24 protein-coding genes are annotated in these 22,744 nt (G+C 45.9%); 17 read left to right on the forward strand and 7 right to left on the reverse strand.

From position 1 onward, the window contains the following. Nucleotides 1-5 precede the first annotated feature (5 nt). The 11 genes from ABDW16_RS06660 to ABDW16_RS06710 all read left to right on the forward strand — a co-directional run bounded on the left by ABDW16_RS06660 (nt 6) and on the right by ABDW16_RS06710 (nt 11,599). Nucleotides 6-1,220 (forward strand): NADH-quinone oxidoreductase subunit D, encoded by a 1,215-nt coding sequence (locus ABDW16_RS06660; RefSeq protein ID WP_343668562.1) that lies wholly within the window; start codon nt 6-8, stop codon nt 1,218-1,220. Nucleotides 1,221-1,259: 39 nt separating this feature from the next. Beyond that, nucleotides 1,260-1,745: an NADH-quinone oxidoreductase subunit NuoE gene (nuoE, locus tag ABDW16_RS06665; protein WP_343668564.1), complete on the forward strand. Its 486-nt coding sequence runs from the start codon at nt 1,260-1,262 to the stop codon at nt 1,743-1,745. Between the two features lie 28 nt (nt 1,746-1,773). Then, nucleotides 1,774-3,138 carry an NADH-quinone oxidoreductase subunit NuoF gene (gene nuoF, locus ABDW16_RS06670; protein WP_343668565.1) on the forward strand — a complete coding sequence of 455 codons (1,365 nt, stop codon included), beginning with the start codon at nt 1,774-1,776 and terminating at the stop codon, nt 3,136-3,138. A 62-nt stretch (nt 3,139-3,200) separates the two neighbouring features. Beyond that, complete coding sequence (locus tag ABDW16_RS06675) at nt 3,201-4,289, forward strand: 2Fe-2S iron-sulfur cluster-binding protein (RefSeq protein WP_343668566.1); 1,089 nt, start codon at nt 3,201-3,203, stop codon at nt 4,287-4,289. 23 nt (nt 4,290-4,312) lie between these two features. Beyond that, complete coding sequence (gene nuoH / locus ABDW16_RS06680; RefSeq protein ID WP_343668567.1) at nt 4,313-5,347, forward strand: NADH-quinone oxidoreductase subunit NuoH; 1,035 nt, start codon at nt 4,313-4,315, stop codon at nt 5,345-5,347. A 40-nt stretch (nt 5,348-5,387) separates the two neighbouring features. Then, nucleotides 5,388-5,897 carry an NADH-quinone oxidoreductase subunit NuoI gene (gene nuoI, locus ABDW16_RS06685; RefSeq protein WP_343668569.1) on the forward strand — a complete coding sequence of 170 codons (510 nt, stop codon included), beginning with the start codon at nt 5,388-5,390 and terminating at the stop codon, nt 5,895-5,897. A gap of 36 nt (nt 5,898-5,933) precedes the next feature. Continuing rightward, a complete protein-coding gene (locus ABDW16_RS06690; RefSeq protein WP_146965376.1) occupies nt 5,934-6,431 on the forward strand; it encodes an NADH-quinone oxidoreductase subunit J in 498 nt (165 codons plus the stop codon). 22 nt (nt 6,432-6,453) lie between these two features. Continuing rightward, entirely contained in the window at nt 6,454-6,771 is a 318-nt protein-coding gene (gene nuoK, locus ABDW16_RS06695) for an NADH-quinone oxidoreductase subunit NuoK (protein ID WP_116853914.1), read from the forward strand. Nucleotides 6,772-6,816: 45 nt separating this feature from the next. Beyond that, the gene (gene nuoL / locus ABDW16_RS06700) at nt 6,817-8,718 is read left to right on the forward strand and encodes an NADH-quinone oxidoreductase subunit L (RefSeq protein WP_343668572.1); all 1,902 of its coding nucleotides are present in this window, start codon (nt 6,817-6,819) and stop codon (nt 8,716-8,718) included. 46 nt (nt 8,719-8,764) lie between these two features. Further along, nucleotides 8,765-10,201 carry an NADH-quinone oxidoreductase subunit M gene (locus ABDW16_RS06705; RefSeq protein ID WP_343668573.1) on the forward strand — a complete coding sequence of 479 codons (1,437 nt, stop codon included), beginning with the start codon at nt 8,765-8,767 and terminating at the stop codon, nt 10,199-10,201. A 27-nt stretch (nt 10,202-10,228) separates the two neighbouring features. Continuing rightward, nucleotides 10,229-11,599, forward strand: coding sequence for an NADH-quinone oxidoreductase subunit N (locus ABDW16_RS06710; protein WP_343668575.1), 1,371 nt, complete (start codon nt 10,229-10,231; stop codon nt 11,597-11,599). 69 nt (nt 11,600-11,668) lie between these two features. Here the strand turns inward: ABDW16_RS06710 and ABDW16_RS06715 are convergent, their stop codons facing one another. After that, a complete protein-coding gene (locus ABDW16_RS06715; RefSeq protein ID WP_343668577.1) occupies nt 11,669-12,769 on the reverse strand; it encodes an aminoglycoside phosphotransferase family protein in 1,101 nt (366 codons plus the stop codon). 81 nt (nt 12,770-12,850) lie between these two features. Next, nucleotides 12,851-13,852 (reverse strand): LacI family DNA-binding transcriptional regulator, encoded by a 1,002-nt coding sequence (locus ABDW16_RS06720; protein WP_343668579.1) that lies wholly within the window; start codon nt 13,850-13,852, stop codon nt 12,851-12,853. 47 nt (nt 13,853-13,899) lie between these two features. Between ABDW16_RS06720 and ABDW16_RS06725 the strand changes: the two genes are divergently transcribed. The 5 genes from ABDW16_RS06725 to ABDW16_RS06745 all read left to right on the forward strand — a co-directional run bounded on the left by ABDW16_RS06725 (nt 13,900) and on the right by ABDW16_RS06745 (nt 19,246). After that, nucleotides 13,900-15,174 (forward strand): ABC transporter permease, encoded by a 1,275-nt coding sequence (locus ABDW16_RS06725; RefSeq protein ID WP_343668580.1) that lies wholly within the window; start codon nt 13,900-13,902, stop codon nt 15,172-15,174. Between the two features lie 37 nt (nt 15,175-15,211). Next, the gene (locus ABDW16_RS06730; protein ID WP_343668581.1) at nt 15,212-16,522 is read left to right on the forward strand and encodes a gluconate:H+ symporter; all 1,311 of its coding nucleotides are present in this window, start codon (nt 15,212-15,214) and stop codon (nt 16,520-16,522) included. 62 nt (nt 16,523-16,584) lie between these two features. Continuing rightward, a complete protein-coding gene (locus tag ABDW16_RS06735) occupies nt 16,585-17,046 on the forward strand; it encodes a RidA family protein (RefSeq protein ID WP_343668583.1) in 462 nt (153 codons plus the stop codon). A 2-nt stretch (nt 17,047-17,048) separates the two neighbouring features. After that, complete coding sequence (locus ABDW16_RS06740) at nt 17,049-18,152, forward strand: D-TA family PLP-dependent enzyme (protein ID WP_343668585.1); 1,104 nt, start codon at nt 17,049-17,051, stop codon at nt 18,150-18,152. A gap of 20 nt (nt 18,153-18,172) precedes the next feature. Then, nucleotides 18,173-19,246 carry a membrane dipeptidase gene (locus ABDW16_RS06745; RefSeq protein ID WP_343668587.1) on the forward strand — a complete coding sequence of 358 codons (1,074 nt, stop codon included), beginning with the start codon at nt 18,173-18,175 and terminating at the stop codon, nt 19,244-19,246. Nucleotides 19,247-19,305: 59 nt separating this feature from the next. Here the strand turns inward: ABDW16_RS06745 and ABDW16_RS06750 are convergent, their stop codons facing one another. Beyond that, nucleotides 19,306-19,677: a hypothetical protein gene (locus tag ABDW16_RS06750; protein WP_343668589.1), complete on the reverse strand. Its 372-nt coding sequence runs from the start codon at nt 19,675-19,677 to the stop codon at nt 19,306-19,308. 97 nt (nt 19,678-19,774) lie between these two features. Between ABDW16_RS06750 and ABDW16_RS06755 the strand changes: the two genes are divergently transcribed. Beyond that, nucleotides 19,775-20,629, forward strand: a complete 855-nt coding sequence (locus ABDW16_RS06755; protein ID WP_343668591.1) for an alpha/beta hydrolase — start codon at nt 19,775-19,777, stop codon at nt 20,627-20,629. 48 nt (nt 20,630-20,677) lie between these two features. Here ABDW16_RS06755 and ABDW16_RS06760 read toward each other — a convergent pair whose 3' ends face one another. From ABDW16_RS06760 to rpsF, 4 genes are all read right to left on the reverse strand, one after another. Further along, on the reverse strand, nt 20,678-21,412 hold the full coding sequence (locus tag ABDW16_RS06760) for a hypothetical protein (RefSeq protein WP_343668593.1): 735 nt from the start codon (nt 21,410-21,412) through the stop codon (nt 20,678-20,680). Nucleotides 21,413-21,520: 108 nt separating this feature from the next. Beyond that, nucleotides 21,521-21,967 (reverse strand): 50S ribosomal protein L9, encoded by a 447-nt coding sequence (gene rplI, locus ABDW16_RS06765; RefSeq protein WP_343668595.1) that lies wholly within the window; start codon nt 21,965-21,967, stop codon nt 21,521-21,523. A 48-nt stretch (nt 21,968-22,015) separates the two neighbouring features. Further along, nucleotides 22,016-22,282, reverse strand: coding sequence for a 30S ribosomal protein S18 (rpsR, locus tag ABDW16_RS06770; protein WP_116853899.1), 267 nt, complete (start codon nt 22,280-22,282; stop codon nt 22,016-22,018). A 4-nt stretch (nt 22,283-22,286) separates the two neighbouring features. Continuing rightward, a complete protein-coding gene (gene rpsF / locus ABDW16_RS06775) occupies nt 22,287-22,637 on the reverse strand; it encodes a 30S ribosomal protein S6 (RefSeq protein WP_343668600.1) in 351 nt (116 codons plus the stop codon). Nucleotides 22,638-22,744: the final 107 nt, after the last annotated feature.

The raw sequence follows: 22,744 nt of genomic DNA on the forward strand, positions 1-22,744 counted from the left end.
TGATCATGTCAGAGCAACATATTACACTTCCGGAAGGATCTATTGAACGGGTTACACAAACCCTCAACCTCGGACCTACCCACCCTGCTACACACGGGGTGTTTCAAAATATATTGGAAATAGACGGTGAGCGTGTTGTCAGCTCCGAATCTACTGTGGGGTACATCCACCGTGCATTCGAGAAGATTGCTGAACGCCGTCCTTACTACCAGATTACTCCTCTTACAGACCGTCTGAACTACTGTTCTTCTCCTATTAATAATATGGGATGGCACATTACCGTAGAGAAACTGCTGGGTATTCAAACTCCTAAGCGTGTGGACTACCTGCGTGTGATCATCATGGAGCTGGCACGCATCTGTGATCACCTGATCTGTAATGGGGTAGTAGGGGTAGATACCGGTGCCTTTACCGGTTTCCTGTACCTCATGCGCTGGCGTGAGCTGGCTTATGAGATCTACGAAGAAATCTGTGGATCCCGCCTCACTACCAACATTGGCCGTGTAGGTGGTTTTGAAAGAAACTTTACACCCGCTGCTTTCGAGAAAATCGAAAAGTTCCTGGTAGAGTTTCCTAAGGCCCTGAAGGAGTTCGAAACCCTGATGAACCGCAACCGTATTTTCATGGAGCGTACACAGGGGGTAGGTCCGATCAGTGCTGAAAGAGCGATGAACTATGGCTTTACCGGTCCGAACCTGCGTGCTGCCGGTGTGGATTACGATTTACGCGTAGCACATCCTTATTCCTCTTACGAAGATTTTGAATTTTCTATACCTGTAGGCTCCACTGGTGACTGTTACGACCGTTTCCTGGTTCGTAACGGCGAGATGTGGGAAAGTCTCAGCATTATCCGTCAGGCGATGGATAAAGTGAAAGGTCTGCCTGCTGATGTATATCATGCAGACGTTCCAGCGTATTACCTGCCTGAAAAGAGTGATGTATACACCAAAATGGAAGCACTCATTTATCACTTCAAGATTATCATGGGTGAATCCGATATTTTACCAGGCGAATTGTACAATGCTGTAGAAGGTGCCAACGGGGAGCTGGGCTTTTACCTCATCAGTGATGGTGGCCGTAGTCCTTACAGGTTGCACTTCCGCCGTCCCTGCTTCATTTATTACCAGGCTTATGGTGAACTGATCAAAGGCGCCATGCTGAGTGATGCCCTGATCTGTATGAGTAGCCTGAACCTGATAGCAGGTGAGCTGGATGCATAAAGCAAACGAAACGCCTTTTTGTTTTTTTAACTATAGAATATGTTTTCAGAAGAGAAGCTGAATAAAGTAAAGGAGATCATCGCCCGCTATCCTCAGGGTAGACAGAAGAGCGCGCTTATTCCCGTGCTGCACCTGGCACAGGAAGCGTTTGGCGGCTGGCTCAGCACAGAGACTATGGATTACGTAGCTTCCCTGCTGCAGATAAAGCCAATTGAAGTGTATGAAGTGGCTACCTTTTACTCGATGTTTAACCTGCAGCCGGTAGGCAAGCATGTATTCGAGGTGTGCCAGACTGGCCCCTGCATGCTGCGCGGTTCAGACAACATCATCGACTATATTAAAAAGAAACTGGATATAGGAGTAGGAGAGACCACGAAAGATGGCCTTTTTACTCTGAAAGCAGTAGAATGCCTGGGTGCCTGCGGTTATGCGCCGATGATGCAGCTGGGTAAACACTACAAAGAACACCTCACACCAGAGAAGGTGGATGCCATCATTGCAGAATGCAGGGCAAACGCAAACTAAAAGCCAATCTACAAATCATAATAGTAAGATGGGACGCAAATTACTTTTTGACAAAGCACATATAGAAAACATCCGGTATTATGATGTATACCGGGCTAACGGCGGCTATGGATCGGCGGAGAAAGCATTGAAAAGCATGACGCCTGAGCAGGTGCTGGACGAAGTGAAAAAAAGCGGTCTGAGAGGCCGTGGTGGTGCTGGTTTCCCTACCGGTATGAAATGGAGTTTCATTGCAAAACCAGAAGGCGTACCCCGCTACCTGGTATGTAATGCCGATGAATCTGAGCCAGGAACTTTCAAAGACCGTTACCTGATGGAATTCATTCCTCACCTGCTGATAGAAGGTCTGATCATTTCCAGCTATACCCTGGGATGTAATACCTGTTATATCTACATCCGCGGTGAGTATGCCTGGATTCCTGATATCCTGGAAGAAGCAATTGCTGATGCACACAAAAACGGCTGGCTGGGTAAAAATATCCAGGGCACCGGTTTTGACCTTGAAATACATGTACAACGTGGTGCAGGTGCTTACATCTGTGGTGAGGAAACTGCCCTGATCGAAAGCCTGGAAGGTAAGCGTGGTAACCCACGTATCAAACCTCCATTCCCTGCGGTGAAAGGTTTATACGATTGTCCTACTGTGGTAAACAACGTGGAAACACTGGCTACCGTAGTACCGATTCTTCGTATTGGCGGTGAAGAATACGCCAAATATGGCACTGGTAAATCAACCGGTACCAAACTCATTTCTGCCTGTGGTAATATCAACAAACCAGGGGTGTATGAAATTGAGATGAACATTTCAGTAGAAGAATTTATTTACTCTGATGAATATTGCGGTGGTATCGCAAATGGAAAACGCCTGAAGGCGTGTATTCCCGGCGGTAGTTCCGTACCTATCCTGCCTGCTAACCTGCTGCTGAAAACGGCGAAAGGCGAGCCGCGCATGATGACTTACGAAAGCCTGGCTGACGGTGGCTTTGCTACCGGTACTATGCTGGGTTCCGGTGGTTTCATCGTACTGGACGAAGACCAGTGCATTGTGAAAAACACCCTGACCTTTGCCCGTTTCTACCACCACGAAAGCTGTGGACAGTGTAGCCCATGTCGTGAAGGTACCGGATGGATGGAGCGTGTGCTTAAGAACATCGAGAACGGTAAGGGTAAAATGAGCGATATAGACCTGCTGTGGGATATTCAGCGCAAAATTGAAGGCAACACCATCTGCCCGCTGGGTGATGCTGCTGCCTGGCCGGTAGCTGCGGCTATCCGTCACTTCCGCGATGAATTTGAGTGGCATGTGCTGCATCCTGAAGAAGCGCAGAAACGCAATTTTGGCCTTGCACACTATGCAGATCCGCTGGAAATCGCTGCCCCTGCTGCAGTATAAGAATTAACAATACTAACACGACGTTTCGTGTAAAGAACGAGCGCCTTTTTTAAGCGAACAAAATGGCTGAAGAACAGAAACTCTTTAAAGTCAAGATCGACGGGATCTCTGTGGAAGTGGCACCAGGTACTACCATCCTGAATGCTGCCCGTCAGATAGGAGGAGATATAGTGCCGCCTGCAATGTGCTACTATTCCAAACTGCAGGGTAGTGGTGGTAAATGCCGTACATGCCTGGTAAAGGTATCGAAGGGCTCGGAAGCTGATCCCCGTCCTATGCCAAAACTGGTTGCCTCCTGTCGTACTACTGTAATGGATGGTATGGAAGTAGCAAACATCACCTCTCCTGAAGTGCTGGAAGCACGTAAAGGCGTGGTAGAATTCCTGTTACTGAATCACCCGCTGGATTGTCCGGTATGCGACCAGGCTGGTGAGTGTCACCTGCAGGATCTGGGTTATGAGCATGGTGCAGATGGTACCCGTTATGAATTCAAACGCCGCACTTTTGATAAAGTAGACCTGGGTGATAAGATCCAGTTACATATGACCCGCTGTATTCTTTGCTATCGTTGCGTATTCACTGCCGATCAGGTAGCTGGCAACCGTGAGCATGGTGTACTGGGCCGTGGTGAGCACGCTGAAATCAGCACTTACCTGAGCAAGAATTTAAACAGCCCCTTCATCGGTAACGTTATTGACGTATGCCCTGTAGGTGCACTGACCGATAAAACTTTCCGTTTTAAAAACCGTGTATGGTTCCTGAAACCGGTGAATGCGCACCGCGATTGCGATAATCCTAAGTGCTGTGGAAAAACTGTACTGTGGATGCGTGGCGACGAGGTGTTCCGTGTAACTGCCCGTAAGGATAAATATGGCGAAGTAGAAGATTTCATCTGCGATACCTGCCGCTTTGATAAGAAGGAAGCAAAAGACTGGGTAATTGAAGGTCCACGTAAGATTGACCGTCATAGCGTAATTTCTGCTAACCATTATGTAGGTGTAAACAAGCCTAAGGATACACTGGTAGAAGTACTGGATGGCCGTAAGCCTAAACTGCTGATGGATATTCACAGCATAAGCCAGGTAAACCGTCCAAACATTGATTTGTCGCAGATCGACGGGCCTGCACACTCTGATGATTTTAATAAGTAAGTAACTTTTATAACTCGTATTTGATGCAAGTAGACTGGTTTTTCATTCTTGAGAAGATACTGCTGATATCTGGTGTATTGGTAATATCTCTGGTCGTGGCCATGTATTCCACATGGGGCGAAAGAAAGGTAGCGGGTATTATGCAGGACAGGCTTGGACCAAACAGAGCGGGTCCTTTGGGATTGCTTCAGCCGCTGGCGGATGGTGGTAAACTCTTTTTCAAGGAAGAGATTATTCCAGGGTCCTCCAATCGTTTCCTCTTTATATTAGGTCCATCACTGGCTATGACTGTAGCCTGTATGACCAGTGCGGTAATTCCATGGGGCGATACACTGACCATTGCAGGTCATACTGTGTCCCTGCAGGTGGCTGATGTGAACATTGGTATTTTATACATTTTTGGGGTGGTGAGCTTAGGTGTATATGGTATTATGCTGGGTGGCTGGGCTTCCAACAATAAATTCTCCCTGTTATCATCTATCCGTGCGGCATCCCAGATCATCAGCTATGAGCTGGCGATGGGTATGGCACTGATTGCACTGCTGATGGTGAATGGTACACTGAGTCTGAAAGAAATTGTGGAGCAGCAGCGTCATGGGGTATGGAATATTCTGTTACAGCCACTGGGCTTCATCATTTTCCTGGTATGTTCTTTTGCTGAGACGAACCGTTCTCCATTTGACCTGGCAGAAGCAGAGAATGAACTGAACGGTGGTTATCACCTGGAGTATTCTTCTATGAAACTGGGTTTCTTCCTGTTCGCTGAGTATATCAATATGTTCGTCAGCTCTGCGCTGATGTCTACATTGTACTTTGGTGGCTATGCTTTCCCATTCATGGATAGTCTGCATGTATCGCCAAACATTCTGACTTTGCTGGGTACACTTGCCCTGTTTATAAAAACTATTTGCTTCATTTTCTTCTTCATGTGGGTACGCTGGACTATTCCGCGCTTCCGTTACGATCAGTTAATGCGTTTGGGTTGGAATTATATGATCCCGATTGCTTTGGCAAACATGCTGATCACAGGTGCCTGGATTTTGTGGCGTCAACATTAACAGAACGAAATTGTAAACTTATTTAATCGCATTATCAATTATGCAAACTTTAACGAATAGGGCAAAACCGGTAGATCGCAGACCGATGACGATGTTGGAGAAGATGTACCTGCCAGCTATTGGAAAAGGAATGCTTATTACTTTCAAGCATATATTCCAGAAAAAACCAACGGTAAGTTATCCTGAGGAGAAACGTGAGTTCAGCCCGGTATTCCGTGGCCTTCACATTCTGAACAGGGATAAGGAAGGACGTGAAAATTGTACAGCCTGTGGTCTGTGTGCGGTAGCTTGTCCTGCGGAGGCGATTACCATGGAAGCTGCTGAAAGGAAACCAGGGGAAGAGCATCTGTACCGTGAAGAGAAATATGCAGCACGTTATGAGATTAACATGCTCCGTTGCATCTTCTGTGGTTTTTGTGAAGAAGCCTGCCCTAAGGATGCGATTTATCTCTCTGAAACATTTGCACCTGCACATTACAAACGTGAAGGTTTCATCTATGGCAAGCAGGATCTGTTGATTCCATTGCCAGGAGAGCAGAAAAATGCATAATTCCAAACACAACAATCAGACAATATAGCAATGGGAATGAATTTACAACAAGTCGTTTTCGGGGTCCTCTCTATTATTTCACTGATCACTGCGCTGGGCGTAGTGTTTAGTAAGAGCCCCGTTACAAGTGTCCTTTGCCTGATCCTTACATTTTTTACCATAGCCGGCCATTACGTGATGCTGAATGCACAGTTTCTGGCGGTGGTGCACATCATTGTATATGCGGGTGCGATCATGGTATTGTTCCTGTTCGTGATCATGCTGATGAACCTGAATGCCGAGGGTGAGCCGCAAAAGCGGAACTGGCTCAAGTATGCAGGGGCGATCAGTGGGGGTGCACTGCTGGTAGTACTGCTGGCTGCGCTGCGCGAAGCAAGCCTGCCGTCATTAACACCGGAATCTAACAATATTGGTTTAATCGCTAATCTTGGTCAGACTTTATTCAAAACATATGTTGTTCCTTTCGAAGTGAGCAGCATCCTGTTTTTGAGCGCCATGGTCGGTGCAGTCGTGATTGGTAAGAAAGAACATTAATCGTAATCTGTAATTCATTTTTATGCCGGTTCAATATTATATCTTTTTAAGCATTGCGCTCTTTTGTATCGGGGTGATGGGTGTACTGATGCGCAGAAACGCCATCATCATCTTCATGTGTGTAGAGTTGATGCTGAATGCTGTGAACCTTTTGTTAGTGGCGTTTTCTAAAATGTGGGCAGATGCGGGAAGAGTAGATGCGGCCGGGGCCCAGATCTTTGTATTTTTCATCATGGTCGTGGCGGCGGCGGAAGTTGCTGTAGGTCTGGCCATTATCGTTATGGTATACAGGAATTCACAATCAGTAGATGTGAATATCATGAACCGTCTGAAGAATTAACCATAAGGCAAACCGTAATTTGTAATCGTAATTCGTATTTGATAGATGATTAATCTAGTTTGGCTGGTACCATTATTACCACTATTAGGATTTCTGGTGAATGGATTGGGAAGAAGATACCTCTCCAAATCACTGGCAGGTATCGTTGGGAGCGGGGCTATACTGGCGGCTTTTGTGATTAGTTTGCTGATGTTCCTGGAAGTACGTACGCCGGGTTTTCAGGCGGTAACCGTACAACTGTTCGATTTCATTTCTGCAGGCAGCCTGCATATTCCATTTGCCTTTCAGGTAGATCAGTTAAGTACACTGTTTCTCCTGATCATTACAGGCGTAGGCGCGCTGATTCATATTTACTCTACTTCTTACATGCACGATGAGACCAGCGAAGGGTTTGCGCGTTATTTCGCGTACCTGAACCTGTTCGTGTTCTCTATGTTGATCCTTGTATTAGGTGCTAACTACGTGATGATGTTCATAGGCTGGGAAGGTGTAGGACTTTGTTCTTACCTCCTGATCGGCTTCTGGTATAAGAATACTAATTATAACAATGCTGCCAAGAAGGCTTTCATCATGAACCGTATTGGTGACCTTGGTTTCCTGCTGGGTATGTTCCTGATGATCGTTCACTTTGGTAGTGTAAATTATTCAGAAGTACTACCACAGATTGCGGGTGTAGCAAAGGGTGATGGTACCCTCGCTGCGATCGCAATGCTCTTCTTTGTAGGGGCGATGGGTAAATCAGCACAGGTACCTTTGTATACCTGGTTGCCCGATGCGATGGCGGGTCCAACCCCGGTATCTGCCCTGATCCATGCTGCTACGATGGTGACAGCTGGTATCTATATGATTGCACGCAGCAACATTTTGTATACCCTTGCTCCATGTGTGCAAAACGTAGTAGCTATCATTGGCCTGGTTACGGCGGTGCTGGCGGCTTCTATTGCACTGAAGCAGGATGATATCAAGAAAGTACTGGCTTACTCAACTGTATCACAGTTAGGTTATATGTTCCTTGCACTGGGTGTAGGAGCTTATACAACTGCGGTATTCCACGTCATGACACACGCATTCTTCAAGGCGCTGTTGTTCCTGGGTTCAGGTTCAGTGATCCATGCGATGGGCGGTGAGCAGGACATTCGTAAGATGGGTGGTCTGAAGAAATCCATGCCAATCACCAATGCAACATTCCTGATCGGATGCCTGGCTATTTCAGGTATCCCTGGTCTGTCAGGCTTTTTCTCAAAAGATGAAATTTTATCCCACACCTTTGCTGCCAACAAACTGCTGTATGTAGTAGGCTTGCTGACGGCACTGATGACGGCGTTCTATATGTTCCGCCTGTACTATATGACATTCTGTGGTCAGTTCCGCGGTACACACGAACAGGAGCATCACCTGCACGAAAGTCCGGGCGCTATGACGTTCCCGTTGTTTGTACTGGCTATCCTGTCTGTGATTGGTGGTTATGTAGGTTTACCAGCAGTATTTGGTGCACCGAACCTGTTAGAACATTACCTGCATCCTGTCTTCGCTGCGGGTGCAGAAAAGGTTGAACTGCCTGAGGTCGCACACAGCACTGAGTGGTTGCTGATGGCGCTGAGCTCTGTGCTGGTAATCATCACTATTTTCCTGGCGCGCAGCTGGTACCGCAACTTCACTGACGATGGTGAGCCACGTACCGGTATTGCGAAAGTGCTGGAGAACAAATGGTATGTAGACGAAATTTACGATGCTATCATAGTAAAGCCCCTGGGTATGCTGAGCCGTTTCTTTGAAGAAGCGATTGAGCGTTCCGGTATTGACAGGCTGGTGAACGGTGTAGGCCGTGGTGTTCAGTGGAGTAGTCAACAGGTAAGGTTGCTTCAGAGCGGGCAGGTAGGTTTTTACATATTTGCCATGGTTATAGGGATGGTAGTATTATTTGTAATAGGCTTCCTGTTACGATAATTATTACCTGCATCATCATTCAAAAAGGACAAGTTTAGATAAAATTATGTTGACAGTATTACTCATTTTGATTCCTTTGGTGACGGGCCTTATTGCATTTGGCCTGAAGGGATCAGGCCCTAAGACGGTGGGTTTGATATCATCTCTGGCATCGCTGGCAGTCACTATTGCTGCGCTGTTCCAGTTCAGATCTGCACCTGAGAGCCTCAGCCATAGCTGCAACTGGATACCACAACTGGGAGCAAGTTTTAGTGTAGGATTGGATGGTATGGGCATGATGCTTAGCCTGCTCACTTCTATTTCATTTGTACTGATCTTTATTGTTATCAATAAAAGGGAGTATGACCGTGCGAACAGTTTCTATGCACTGATGCTGTTGTCGCAGGCAGGTCTCATGGGTGTATTTGCTGCCTATGATGCGATGCTGTTTTACTTCTTCTGGGAACTGGCGCTGATTCCTGTTTATTTCCTTTGCTCACTGTGGGGTGGAGAAAAGAGGATCCCGGTTACCTTCAAGTTCTTCGTATACACTTTTGCAGGTTCGCTGTTGATGCTGATTGGTATTATCTATATCTATCTGCAAACGCCTGATCATTCTTTTAGTTATGCAAGCTTCACAGCGGCAGCGTTGCCCAAAGAAACACAGTCATGTTTGTTCTGGCTGTTCTTTGTAGCATTTGCTATCAAGATGCCAATCTTCCCTTTCCACACATGGCAGCCAGATACTTACGAGCAATCACCAACCCCGGTTACGATGGTACTGTCAGGTATCATGGTAAAAATGGGTCTGTTTGGTGTGATTCGCTGGTTACTGCCGGTATTGCCGCAGGGTGCATATGTATGGTCTGATGTAGCGATTGTATTGTCCATCATCGGTATTGTATACGCTTCCTGTATTGCGATCGTTCAATCTGATTTCAAACGCCTGATTGCTTATTCATCCATCGCTCACATCGGATTGATGAGTGCTGCAATCTTTGCGAATAATGAGCAGAGTTTACAGGGTGTGCTGGTACAGTTTTTCAACCACGGTATCAACATCATTGGTTTGTGGATTATCGTAGAGATTATCCAGGATCGTCTGAAAGTGAAGTCACTGAATGAGATGGGGGGTATAGCTGCTTATGCGCCACGCATGGCTACCTTCCTGGTGATCATCAGTTTTGCCAATATTGCTTTGCCACTGACCAATGGTTTTATCGGGGAGTTCCTGATGTTTAGCGGTCTGTATCAATATAATCCATGGTTTATGGCGGTTGCAGGTCTGGGTGTGATTCTGGGTGCGGTGTATATGCTGAACATGGTGCAGAAAGTGATTTTTGGCCAGCCTAATCAGCTGACAGAAACGACTACAGATCTGCGTGGTAATGAATTGCTGGCGTTGAGTGTGATAGTGGCGATCATCCTGGTACTGGGCGTATATCCAAAGCCTATGCTGGAGTTGGTTCAGAGCACTACTGAATTGGTTAATAAGGTTTATTAAAAAGTTGTTCTTTCGTAACACAGGAATATGAATGCATTAATATCTACTGCTTTATCGGGTGTTTTGATGATGTTTGCGGGGCTTTTCGTGAAAAATAAGCAGTCCATTAAATTTGTTGCCATCGTGGCGTTGCTGATTTGCTTTGCAGCGAACCTGGCTGAATTGTGCACATTACAGGGAGGTAGCCGCACTCTGTATGGTATGATCACTGTGAGCAGTTTCAGTGTGTTGTTCAACGCGGTGGCTTTTGGAGCTACGTTGTTGTACTTTATGCTGTCAGGCAGTGCTTTTGAAAAAGTAGGGGAACATGTGTCAGATTACTTTGCGCTGGTATTTTTCATACTGTCGGGTATTACGCTGGCATCTTCGTTCAGCAGTTTATTAATGCTTTTCCTGGCGATAGAAATTATTTCTATTCCACAGTATATCCTGGCTGGTAGTGATAAGAAGAGTCCTAAAAGCAGTGAAGCTTCGTTGAAGTACTTCCTGATGGGTTCTTTTTCTACTGGTATTTTGCTGATGGGTATTACACTGATTTACGGTGCATCCGGATCTTTCCAGATCGATGAGTTAGGAATTGGTGAAGGAGCGGTGAGTCCGCTGGCACTGTGTGGTGTAATCCTGGTTGCATTTGCATTGTCTTTTAAAGTTTCTGCAGCGCCTTTCCACTTCTGGACACCAGATGTGTATGATGGATCGCCATCTGTATTTACTTCTTTCATGGCAACTGTGGTGAAGGCGGGTAGCTTTATTGCATTTATCCGTTTGTTCCATGGTGCATTTACAGGAACAATTAGTAGAGACTGGCAGTTGCTGCTGGCACTGGTTACAGCAGCTACACTGATCATTGGTAACTTTACAGCGGTGTTCCAGCAGAGTGTAAAGCGTATGCTGGCTTATTCAAGTATTGCGCAGGCAGGGTTCATGCTGCTGTCAGTGATTGCGTTCGGCGACTTTGCGCAGAAAGGTATTATCCTGTATGCAGCGGCTTATTCTGTGGCTACTATCGGCATATTCGCTGTGTTGATCAAAATGAAGGATTATACCTTCGATGGCTTTAACGGATTGGCGAAGAAGGAACCTTTGGTAGCTGCGGTGACTACTATCTGTTTATTATCGTTGGCAGGTATTCCTTTGACTGCAGGTTTCTTTGCAAAATATTATGTATTGACAGCGGCGGTACAGGAAGGTAACCTGTTCTGGCTGGTGATTATTGCGGTAGTATGTGCTGCGATCAGTGTGTATTATTATTTCAGGGTGATTATGGCAATGTATTTTAAATCTGGTGAGCCGGGTGTTGAAGAGATGAATGGCAGGTTTAAGTTTTTGCTGGTGGTGACAGCTGCGATAGTGATACTGCTGGGTGTGTTTCCCGGACTGCTGTTACAATTAGTATAGAAAGATTGATTCTTCAATAAAAAATGCCGGCTACATGCCGGCATTTTTGTTTTTAAATGGTGCTGCTTTTCAAACGACGCGATCTGGTGTAGTGATCGCTTTAAAAAAGATGCCCTCCTGTTCGCTGATACGATCTAACAAAGCCAGCTGATTGCCTGCTCTTACATAGTTGTGCTGTTCGTATTTAGCGCCGTAGTAAATATCGTTATTCAAATAGTCTGTTAAGAACCGGATGGCCTGCATATAGACCATAAATTGTCCTGCGTATACCAGGTGATGGATCTCATCAGGACTCAATTCTTCCTTCAATTCGCTCAGATAACCACTCACAATTGCCTTAAAAAATGAGGCCCGGGCCTGTACCTTACTGAAGTCTTTTTCCTCCTCATTTGCGGGGGATAAATACGTTCTCATCATATCGCCGAAGTCGCTGATGAAGTATCCGGGCATGACGGTGTCCAGGTCAATTACGCAGATTCCATTTCCACTATTATCAAAGAGTACATTATTGATCTTGGTATCATGGTGCATCACCCTGATTTTGAAAGCAGGATTCTGCTTGATAGCTTCGAATGTGTCGGTGAGATAAGCGTATTCCCTGATTTTCAAAATCAGTTCTTCCGATTCTTTTATCCGCTCTTTGTTGCCGTTTTTCAATGCATCCTCAAACTGTTGATATCTTAGGGTGAGGTTGTGAAAATCTGGTAAGCTATAGCCGATTTTACTTGTGTCGATATCAGCCAATAAACGGGTGAATCTTCCGAACTGTTTTGCGGCTTCGTAGGCCAGTTGTTCATCGTTTGCGACATCGTAACTGCGGGAGTCGGGTACGAATGGCTGCAGGCGAAAGTATTCACCGTTTTCGGTTATTACCAGTCCTTTATCGTCTAATGTATTCACGGGTTGTACAAAGAAGTACTCCGGTGAATGCTGCTGCAGGTACTGGCCGATGTAGCGGATGTTGTTTGCAATGACTGCTGGTTGTTTGAAGACCAGGTGATTGATGCGCTGTAAGATGTATGACTTATCGCCATGGACAACTTTCCAGGTGGTGTTGATAAGTCCGCTGCCAAAAGGCTGGATGGTACATTCATCTGCCACTATTCCATAAGCTGCCAGTATCGAAGCCTGCATGATGTTTTGATTGATAAAATGTTGCTGATATTTCAAACTTAAGGATAAGATTGATAGAAAGATTGCGCAAACGGTTGCGTGAATTTTGGTGGGCCTGTGGCCGGCTGGAATGAGCACTTATCTCACCACAAGCCGGGAATCAATAATAATATGTTGATAATTTGAATCCTCCTTGTTGTTTAATAAGGACAATAATATCTCTGTTGCCTTGAACCCCTGTTCATAAGGGTACTGTTCTACAGAAGCAATGGGCGGAAACGCCATATAACTGCTCAGTGGCAGATTGGCATAACTCACAAACGTAAGGTCTTTATTCACGGCAATACCTTGTTCCAAAGCATACTGTACGGCATCCTGCGCCACATAATCATTGAACGTGACGATCGCGGTTACTTTACGTTTATTTGACAGAAGCTGCTGCATGGCAGCACGGGTTCCTGCTTTTGTAAGATCAGAATGTACAATGAGACTGGCATCGAATTTTAATCTTTTCTTCTGCAAAGCCTGTTTAAAACCGGCTTCCCTTTGCGGGGTCGCTACCAGTTGTTCCGGACCATTAATCATCCCAATTACACGATGCCCTCTTTCCAGTAAAAGAGATACGGCCTGCAGGGTACCAGATTCCATATTGCAGGCTACATAGTGAATGTCCTTTTTATCCGGAATACGGTCAAAGAATACTACCGGGATATTGAACTTTTCCAGTGCTTCAAAATGTGCATAATCCCCGGTATTTTTAGCCAGCGAAACTATCAGTCCATCTACCCGGTGATTCTTCATAATTTCCACAATCTTTTTCTCCCTGCCGGCATCGTCATGCGACTGCCCCAACAGCACCATATAGTTATTCTGATTTGCGGCATCTTCAATTCCGCTGATAGCTGCAGAAAAGAATGCCTCCGAAAGTTCCGGTAACACAATCCCGATCGTAAAGGTCTTTTTCTGCTGAAAATGAATAGCAGTCTGGTTTGGTTCGTAATTAAGCGCCCGCGCCAGCTCCTGTACCTTCATCCGGGTGCGCAACCCGATACTGGGATGGTCGTGCAATGCCCGCGAAACCGTGGACTTTGCCAGCTTCAGTTTTTCTGCTATTTCTTTTATAGTAGGAGGGTTCGCCATTTATATAATAAAAATAGCGGAAAAATGTTTTTTGTTATCTTTAATTCATGCAATTCCGTGACATATTTTCCCTCGCCTACCGTTCTGTAAGCGCGAATAGATTACGCGCAGGGCTTACCATTTCCATCATCGCATTTGGAATTATGGCCCTGGTGGGCATTCTGACTGCTACTGAAAGCATGAAGAACAGTATCTACTCCAACTTTGCCAGTATGGGGGCGAACAGCTTCTCTATTCAGAACAGGGCATTACGTATTTTCATAGGGGGGGGGCCTGATGCAAAGAAGAGTGACAAGAAGAAAAAGAAGGTAAAAACGTCAAATAGTAATATCCCTATTACATGGGAAGAAGCAAAGGATTTTAAACAGCGCTTTTCATTCCCTTCCACCGTGAGCGTATCAGTTACGGCGAGTGGTGCAGCTACTATTTACAAGGGTGAAAACAAGACCAATCCAAATGTACAGGTGTTAGGCGGAGATGAGAATTACCTGGAGTTTTCCAATTATAAGTTGAAAGAAGGCCGGAACTTTAATCAGTTAGATATGGAAACCGGGCGGAATGTCGCTATATTGGGAACAGATGTAGCGAAGAAACTGTATGGGGACGGCATGAAAAACGTGATTAACAGCAATATCCGTGTAGGAAATGTACGTTACAGGGTGATAGGGTTGCTGGAATCAAAAGGAAACAGTGGATTTATGAGTGCTGACAAGGTAGTTATTACTACTGTGACGAATACGAGGAGAGTATATGGAGGCAACACGATGACCTACAATATAGGCGTGTCAGTGAAAGATATCAACCGAATGGATGCTGCTGTGGGAGAGGCTACCGGCTTATTCCGCATTGTGAGGCACCTGCATCTGAATGAAGAAGAGAACTTTTATATCAGCAAGAGTGACAGTATAGGTGAAATGTTGTTTAACAGCCTTGGCTTTGTGGCTATTGCTGCTGCTATCATAGGAGTCATTACCTTGTTCGGTTCCGCTATAGGATTGACCAATATTATGCTGGTATCTGTTGCAGAGCGTACACGTGAGATTGGTGTGAACAAAGCACTGGGTGCTACGCGACAGGTGATTCGCAGACAGTTTGTATATGAGTCAATCATCATCAGTGTACTGGGAGGTGCCCTTGGGGTGCTGCTGGGCATGCTGGTGGGAAACGTAGTATCACTGTTATTGCATACAAGTTTTGTGATACCCTGGTTCTGGATCTTTATGGGTATCAGCCTGTGTGCCGGCGTAGGTCTGATGGCAGGTATATTCCCGGCTATCAAGGCTTCCAAACTCGACCCTATTATTGCACTCCGATATGAATAACCAGGTAATTTTAGTCGCCAACATCTAAAGAATTTCGATGGCTTTATTCATTGTACTATTTTCGATCCTGCTGCTGGTTTTACTGGTGGCTGGGGTCAGGCTCAATACATTCATAGCCTTCCTGGTCGTGTGCCTGTTCATGGGCGTGGCCCTGAAGATGGATACCAATGCCATCACACAATCTATTACTACTGGTATTGGCAAGACCCTGGGCGGGTTGGTCACCATCATTGTATTTGGCAGTATGCTGGGAAAGCTGGTGGCGGAGAGTGGCGCTGCCCAACGAATTGCGAATGGATTGATGCACCTCTTTGGTCGAAAGTATATTCAATGGTCTTTGATGCTGACGGGGTTCATTGTAGGGATTCCGTTGTTTTATAATATTGGTTTTGTACTGATGGTGCCGTTGATATTTACGGTGGCAGCGCGTACAAAACTGCCTGCGGTATATTTGGGTATACCTATGCTGGCGTCGCTGTCAGTGACACATGGTTATCTGCCACCGCACCCATCACCGACTGCACTGGTAGGTGCTTTTGGCGCGAATATGGGTATGACGCTCATGTATGGTCTGATAGTTGCCATTCCTGCTATTATTGCGGCAGGGCCCATCTTTAGTCGCTTTTTAAAGGGATATAAACAGGAGCCTGCTGCACTGTTTCATATAGAACCTATTCCGGATGAAAAATTGCCGGGTATGGCGGAAAGTTTAATTGCGGCATTGCTGCCGGTGATACTGCTGGCGGGAACAACGATCATAAAGTTAGTGGGGCATGGTAGATGGGTGAAAGTGGCAGACTGGTTTGGAGACCCGATCATTGTGATGCTGATTGCAGTGTTGAATGCCATTTACTTACTAGGTCTTAAGAGAGGTTTGACCATGAAAACAGTGATGAAATCACTGGATGAATCAATAAAGGATGTGTCTCCTATTATCCTCATCATTGGTGGTTCAGGGGCATTGACACAAATGCTGCTGGATAGCAAGGTGAGCGATATTATAGCACAGGGTATGATGAGCACGCATATGAATCCTTTGCTATTAGCGTGGTCACTGGCGGCGTTGGTAAGAGTTGCAGTAGGGTCTGCTACTATTGCGGGATTGACCACAGCAGCCATGCTGGGACCATTGGTAGGAACTTTGGGGGTGAACCCCAGTTTGATGGTTTTGGCTACGGGGGCCGGCAGCCTCATGTTCAGTCATGTGAACGATGGCGGCTTTTGGTTGTTTAAAGAGTATTTTAATTTATCAGTAAAAGACACTTTTAAAACCTGGTCTGTGATGGAGACGATTGTAAGTGTGGTGGGATTAGCAGGGTGTTTAATTTTGAGTGTATTTGTACATTAGCGGAGGCTTGCGAAGCAGGTTCCGGAGAGCGGAAAATAAACGAAATAAAAAACTTAAGTGATATGACAGCAACAGAAAACTTCCAGGCATTAGGGTTGACATTGCCACCAGCCCCTTCTCCGTTGGGGGTGTATAAGCCTTACCTGATCGATGGCAAATACCTGTACCTCTCCGGCCACGGCCCGGTGCAGGACGATAAAAGCCTGATCATAGGCCGTATTGGTGATAGCCTGGATATTGAGAAAGGTAAACTGGCTGCCAGACAAGTTGCCCTGACCATGCTTTCTACCATCGTTACCAACCTGGGTAGCCTGGACAAAGTAAAGCGTGTGATCAAGGTGTTGGGTATGGTGAATTGTACACCTGATTTTGGTCGTCATCCTTATGTGATCAATGGCGCCAGTGAACTGTTTGCCAAAATATGGGGAGAAGAGAATGGTATAGGTGTGCGTAGTGCCGTAGGTATGGGGTCTCTGCCTGATAATATTCCTGTTGAAATAGAAGCACTATTTGAATTAGCATAGCTATGAACTGGTACGAACTGCACAACATTAACACGGTGGATTCACCAGCATTGCTGGTGTACCCGGAGCGTATGCGAGATAACATCCTTGCAGTGAAAGCTTCAGTGAAGGATGTGCAGCGACTGCGCCCACATGTGAAAACCAGCAAGATCACGGAAGCCGCTCAGCTACTGATCGAGGAGGGCATTCATAAATTTAAATGCGCCACTATTGCCGAAGCAGAAATGTTGGGATTGGCCGGCGCAAAAGATGTATTGCTCGCTTATCAGCCGGTAGGGCCTAAGATTGAACGATTGCTGGAGCTCACAGAGCAATACCCGGATACGAAATACAGTTGCCTGGTAGATAACGCTGCTTCGGCAGTAGCCATCGCAGCACAATTTGCCACAGCGCAAAAAGTATTGCCCGTGTATGTCGATCTGAATGTAGGTATGAACAGAACCGGTATTGTACCAGATGCAGCAGCACTGGCATTGTACCAGGAACTGGTGCACCTGCCTGGTGTAACGCCTGTAGGTTTGCATGCGTATGATGGTCACCTGCATGATATGGATATTGTGGTTCGCAAAGAGAAATGTGATGCCGCTTATGTGCCTGTACAAGCCCTTGCACAAGCTATTATAGACAGTGGATTGCCTGCGCCACGGATTGTGGCAGGAGGTTCACCTACATTCCCCATTCATGCCGAAAGGGAAGGAGTGGAGTGTAGTCCCGGTACCTTTATTTTCTGGGATTGGGGGTATCAGCAGCATTTACCGGACCAGCAGTATGACTATGCCGCCGTGTTAGTAACAAGAGTGATCTCGATTATTGATGGAGAGCGCCTGTGCCTTGACCTGGGGCATAAGTCTGTAGCAGCAGAAAATCCACAACCAAGGGTGGTTTTTCTGAATGCACCGGAAGCTTCGCCTGTATCACAGAGTGAGGAACACCTGGTAGTGAAAGTAGCTGATACCGCGCAATATCCTGTAGGTACAGTGTTGTATGGCGTACCATATCATATATGCCCTACCGTAGCCCTGTATGAGCGCGTAGGTGTTGTAGAAAATAATACCTGTATTGCGCAATGGAAAGTTGTAGCGAGAGACAGGAAAATCATGATCTGAACTTAAAACTATTATAAAACATGTTTGCAATAGACGCGCATCTGGATCTCAGTATGAACGCGATGGAATGGAACCGCAACCTCCGCTTGCCTGTGAATGACATCAGAAAAAGGGAGGAAGGGCAAACCGATAAACCAGACCGCGCTCAAGGTGTTGTATCCTTTCCGGAGCTGCGCAAAGGAAATATTGGATTGGTAGTAGGTACACAGATTGCCCGTTTTGTGGCACCTGACAATCCACTGCCGGGGTGGTTTTCACCTGAGCAGGCATGGGCACAGACACAGGGACAACTGGCGTGGTACAAGGCCATGGAAGCCGCAGGGGAACTAACCCCCATCACCGATCTGGCCTCATTGGAAAAACACCTTGCTTACTGGAATGATGGTCAGCCAACTGACAACAAAGCCATTGGTTATATATTAAGCCTGGAAGGTGCTGATTCTATTGTAGACATCTCTTACCTGGAAAAAGCGTATAACAATGGTTTGCGTGCTGTAGGACCTGCTCACTATGGCCCTGGCAGATATGCACAGGGTACAGATGCAACAGGCTTTATGGGTGAAAAGGGCAGGGCGCTGCTGAAAGAAATGGAGCGTCTGAACATTATACTCGACGCTACGCATCTGTGTGATGATTGCTTCTGGGAAGCTATTGAGCACTTTGACGGGCATGTGTGGGCCAGCCATAACAACGTACGTAAACTGGTGAATCATAACCGCCAGTTCTCTGACGAGATGATATTAGAACTGGTAAAGAGAGGTGCTGTAATAGGAGGTGCCATGGATGCCTGGATGATGGTGCCTGGATGGGTGAGAGGTGTATCAGATCCCAAAGGAATGGATTGTAACCTGGAAAAACTGGTAGATCATATGGATTATATTTGCCAGCTGGCGGGCAATGCATTGCATATTGGTATTGGTTCTGACCTGGATGGCGCCTTTGGTAAGGAGCAGTGTCCGTACGACCTGGAGACGATTGCAGATGTGCAGAAACTACCTGCATTATTTAAAAAGAGAGGTTACTCAGATGAGGATGTGGAAAACATCATGCATGGGAACTGGTTACGGTTCCTGCGGAAGGCATGGGGTGCATAACAAGTCATTAACATAAATTTATCCAGCCCTGCGGGAACATCCTGCAGGGCTTTTTGTTATTAGTAATATAATTGGGACAATACGTTAGTAGGATCATCTTCCGCAGGTTTCAACTGAAGAAAGCTATCATATTGCTCGGCCGTCATGGCTGTTTTAAGTTTTTTGTAAAAGCCGTTATGCATGCTTTTTATTTTAGCATCGTAGGCCTTGGGGTTGGTTTTTGTTTCCGCAACCACGGTGTTGCGTTGTGTAATAAAATCGGAGATATATCCCCGCAGTTTTACCTGTTGATCTTCTTTGAGAGCAAGCGACTTTGTCAGCTTACTAATGATTGCATTGGTATGACCTTCCACATTGGCCATAGGGGCCTGTGCAAAGGATGGTATTGTCAGTATGCAACAAAGAAAGGAGAGCAGGAGGGTATATTTCATATCAGTAGGTTTTAACTGGAAGTTACAGCAATTATAAGTCTATATTATGATGTTTCTCACGTGGAGGAGGATATTACCATGCGCTATCCTTTTATATTTGTTACCTGCATGCAAACATGAATCTGCTTCCCAGGCCGTGCCTGTAGATACTTCGCTGGCGGTGGGCCCTGGTGCAAAGCAGGAGTTAATTTTACTCAATCAGCATTATGGGGATGATTCTTTACAGACAATCGACATCTATCTGCCGGCAGGCCGATCGCCCAAGCGTACACACCTGATGGTTTTTGTGCATGGCGGTGGATGGATGGGTGGGGATAAGAGTGACTTCACCACGGCGTGTGAAGGGTTTGTAAGGAATACGACTTTCTCTCCGGCCTTTGCTTATGTAAATGTCAATTACAGGTTGGTCAGGGATGGGAAGAATCAGTTTCCTGCAGCGGAGGAAGACCTGGTAGCAGCAATGAATTACATGTATGCACATGCAGATTCATTTCAGGTATCACCTTTATCAGCGCTGATTGGGGCCAGTGCAGGCGCACAGCTGACTACACTGATTGCTTATAAGCACAATGAAAAGAAGAATATAAAGTGTGTGGTGAGTAACTGGGGGCCTTATGATTTAACACGGATGTATAATGAAGGGTCGTCCGGAGTACCGGAATTGATGAACATAGTGCTGGGCGCGACACCTTCGGAGAACCCGGAAATATATGAAGTGAGCAGTCCTGTTACTTATGTATCGCCGGATAGTCCGCCTACATTCCTGGTGCATGGTAAGCAGGATACTTTGGTAAGGATAGACCAGGGAATGGAGTTGGACAGTGTATTGTCGAAGAACAAAGTGGAACATTTCTTTTATACGTTCGACGGCTATCATGGCTATTCTTCGGACCAGGTAGCGAATGATGCGGCGGATAAAATGTATAATTTCATCGCAAAGTATACAAAGTAAAAAGTGGTTGTAACGATTGAGTGATACAACCACTTCTTATTCTGATTATTACTGCATGATTATCTTCACGGGTTTTGTGTGGATATTCATCGCGGTATCCATCGTCTGGTACTCGGCTTCCAGTGTGTGGGCATCTACCCATTTGATCTGGCCGGGTCCCCAGTGTTGAAGGTCTGTTTCTCCCAGTAGTTTCACATTGCCATTCTCATAACTATAGAGTTCAAACCCGTTATTGTTGAATCCTGCTTCCAGGTCGAAAGAAGGGCAGATTACAAATTGTTTATCAGGAGAGAGGTAAGGAATGCCCCACAGGTGTGTTTGCTTACCGTTGGAAGGGTTTACGAGCAGGTAGTCGCTGGATTCGTAATAGCTGCCAAAGGCGAGGTGCTGCTGCAGGTCTTCCTGGTAGCCGGCATAGTAGTATACGGCATAATCCTCGTCGATAGCTGGATTTTTTGAATTAGCGAGTACCGCCGTTTTTCCGTTCTTCAGGGTGAAGAGGAGGGAGTCGCCTTGTCTTTGTACTTTAGCTGCTTCGCGGGTCAACTGTGAACCTTCGGCGCTTTCATAGTCTAATTCGGTAGCGGGACCGAAGGACGATTTTGTAAGGCTGTACACCAGGAACTGTTTGTTTCCAATGCGGAATGAATCGATTGGTTGTTCACTAGTGGATGCCGGAACAGGGACGGTGGTTTCGGCAGCTGGCGTGCTGTTTGATGCGGTGCTTGGGTGGCAGGCAGTCCAGAGGACTACGGCAGTTAATAAAGATAGGTACTGTTTCATATAATGAAACAAATATAAACGAAAATTGTGCCATACATGAATATGGCACCACATAAAAAAATCCCGGGCTTTGCGGCCCGGGATCTTTTTTTAGAAAGTATGTAAGACTTACTCAGCTACTACTTCGAATTCCAGTTCAGCTTCATTGCCTTTACCGAAGTCCAGTCTCGCTTTGTATGTACCTAATTCTTTTACATCGTCCAGGATGTGGATGCGGCGACGATCGATTTCGTAACCTTTCTGTTCTTTAATCGCACGAGCGATCTGAACACCGGTAACGCTACCGAAGATCTTGCCGGAAGTACCGGTTTTAGCACCAATTTTCACTGGGCCAGCCTTCAGTACTTCAACCACCTTAGCGATTTCGGCGAGCATTTTCTCTTCTTTCACTTTCTGCACTTTCAGGCGCTCCTGTAGTTGCTTCAGGTTAGATGGAGATGCTTCTACCGCAAATTTCTGTGGGATCAGGAAGTTTCTAGCGTAACCGTTTTTTACGTTAGCCACTTCATTTTTCTGACCCAGATTATCTACGTCTTGTATTAAGATTACTTGCATGTTAATTAGTTTTAAGGACCTTTTACTTACGATAAGTAATTTGTCGGTTTACTTTAAAAGGTCAGTAACGTAAGGTAACAACGCCATCTGACGAGCCTTTTTAATAGCCTGAGCCACCTTGCGCTGGAACTTCAGGGAGTTACCAGTGATACGACGAGGGAGCATTTTACCCTGGTCGTTCAGGAATTTCTTCAGGAATTCAGCGTCTTTGTAATCCACATACCGGATGCCCATTTTCTTGAAACGGCAGTATTTCTTCTGACGTTTCTCGGTTTTTACGGCCGTTAAGTACTTAATTTCTTGTTTTACTGCCATAATTTTAAGCTTCAGCGGTTTTAGAATCAGCATTTACGCCATGTCTCTTGCGATTGTTGTACTGAACAGCGTATTTGTCCAGTGCAGTAATCATGTGACGGAGCACATTTTCATCGCGGTTCAGCTGAATTTTCAGCTTCTCATTGAGGTCGGATGGCGCACTGTATTCCAGTACCAGGTACAAGCCCGTGGTTTTCTTCTGGATAGGGTACGCCAGTGATTTTAATCCCCAGGGATTTTCGTGCGTTAATTCACCGCCATTTTCTTTAATAACGTCAGCGAATTTTTTCTGAGCAGCTTTGTAGTCTTCCTCAGACAGCACAGGGGTAAAAATCACCATCAATTCGTAGTTCATAATTTCCCTGTTTTTAATTTGATTAGAAAAAAATTGGATCGCAAAGATAGTGCTTTATTATCAATAAAAGCAAAAAACCACTTCTGCCGTAGGCGGAAGTGGTTTTT

Origin of the sequence: Chitinophaga sp., assembly GCF_039596135.1 — a bacterium.
Classification (GTDB): domain Bacteria; phylum Bacteroidota; class Bacteroidia; order Chitinophagales; family Chitinophagaceae; genus Chitinophaga.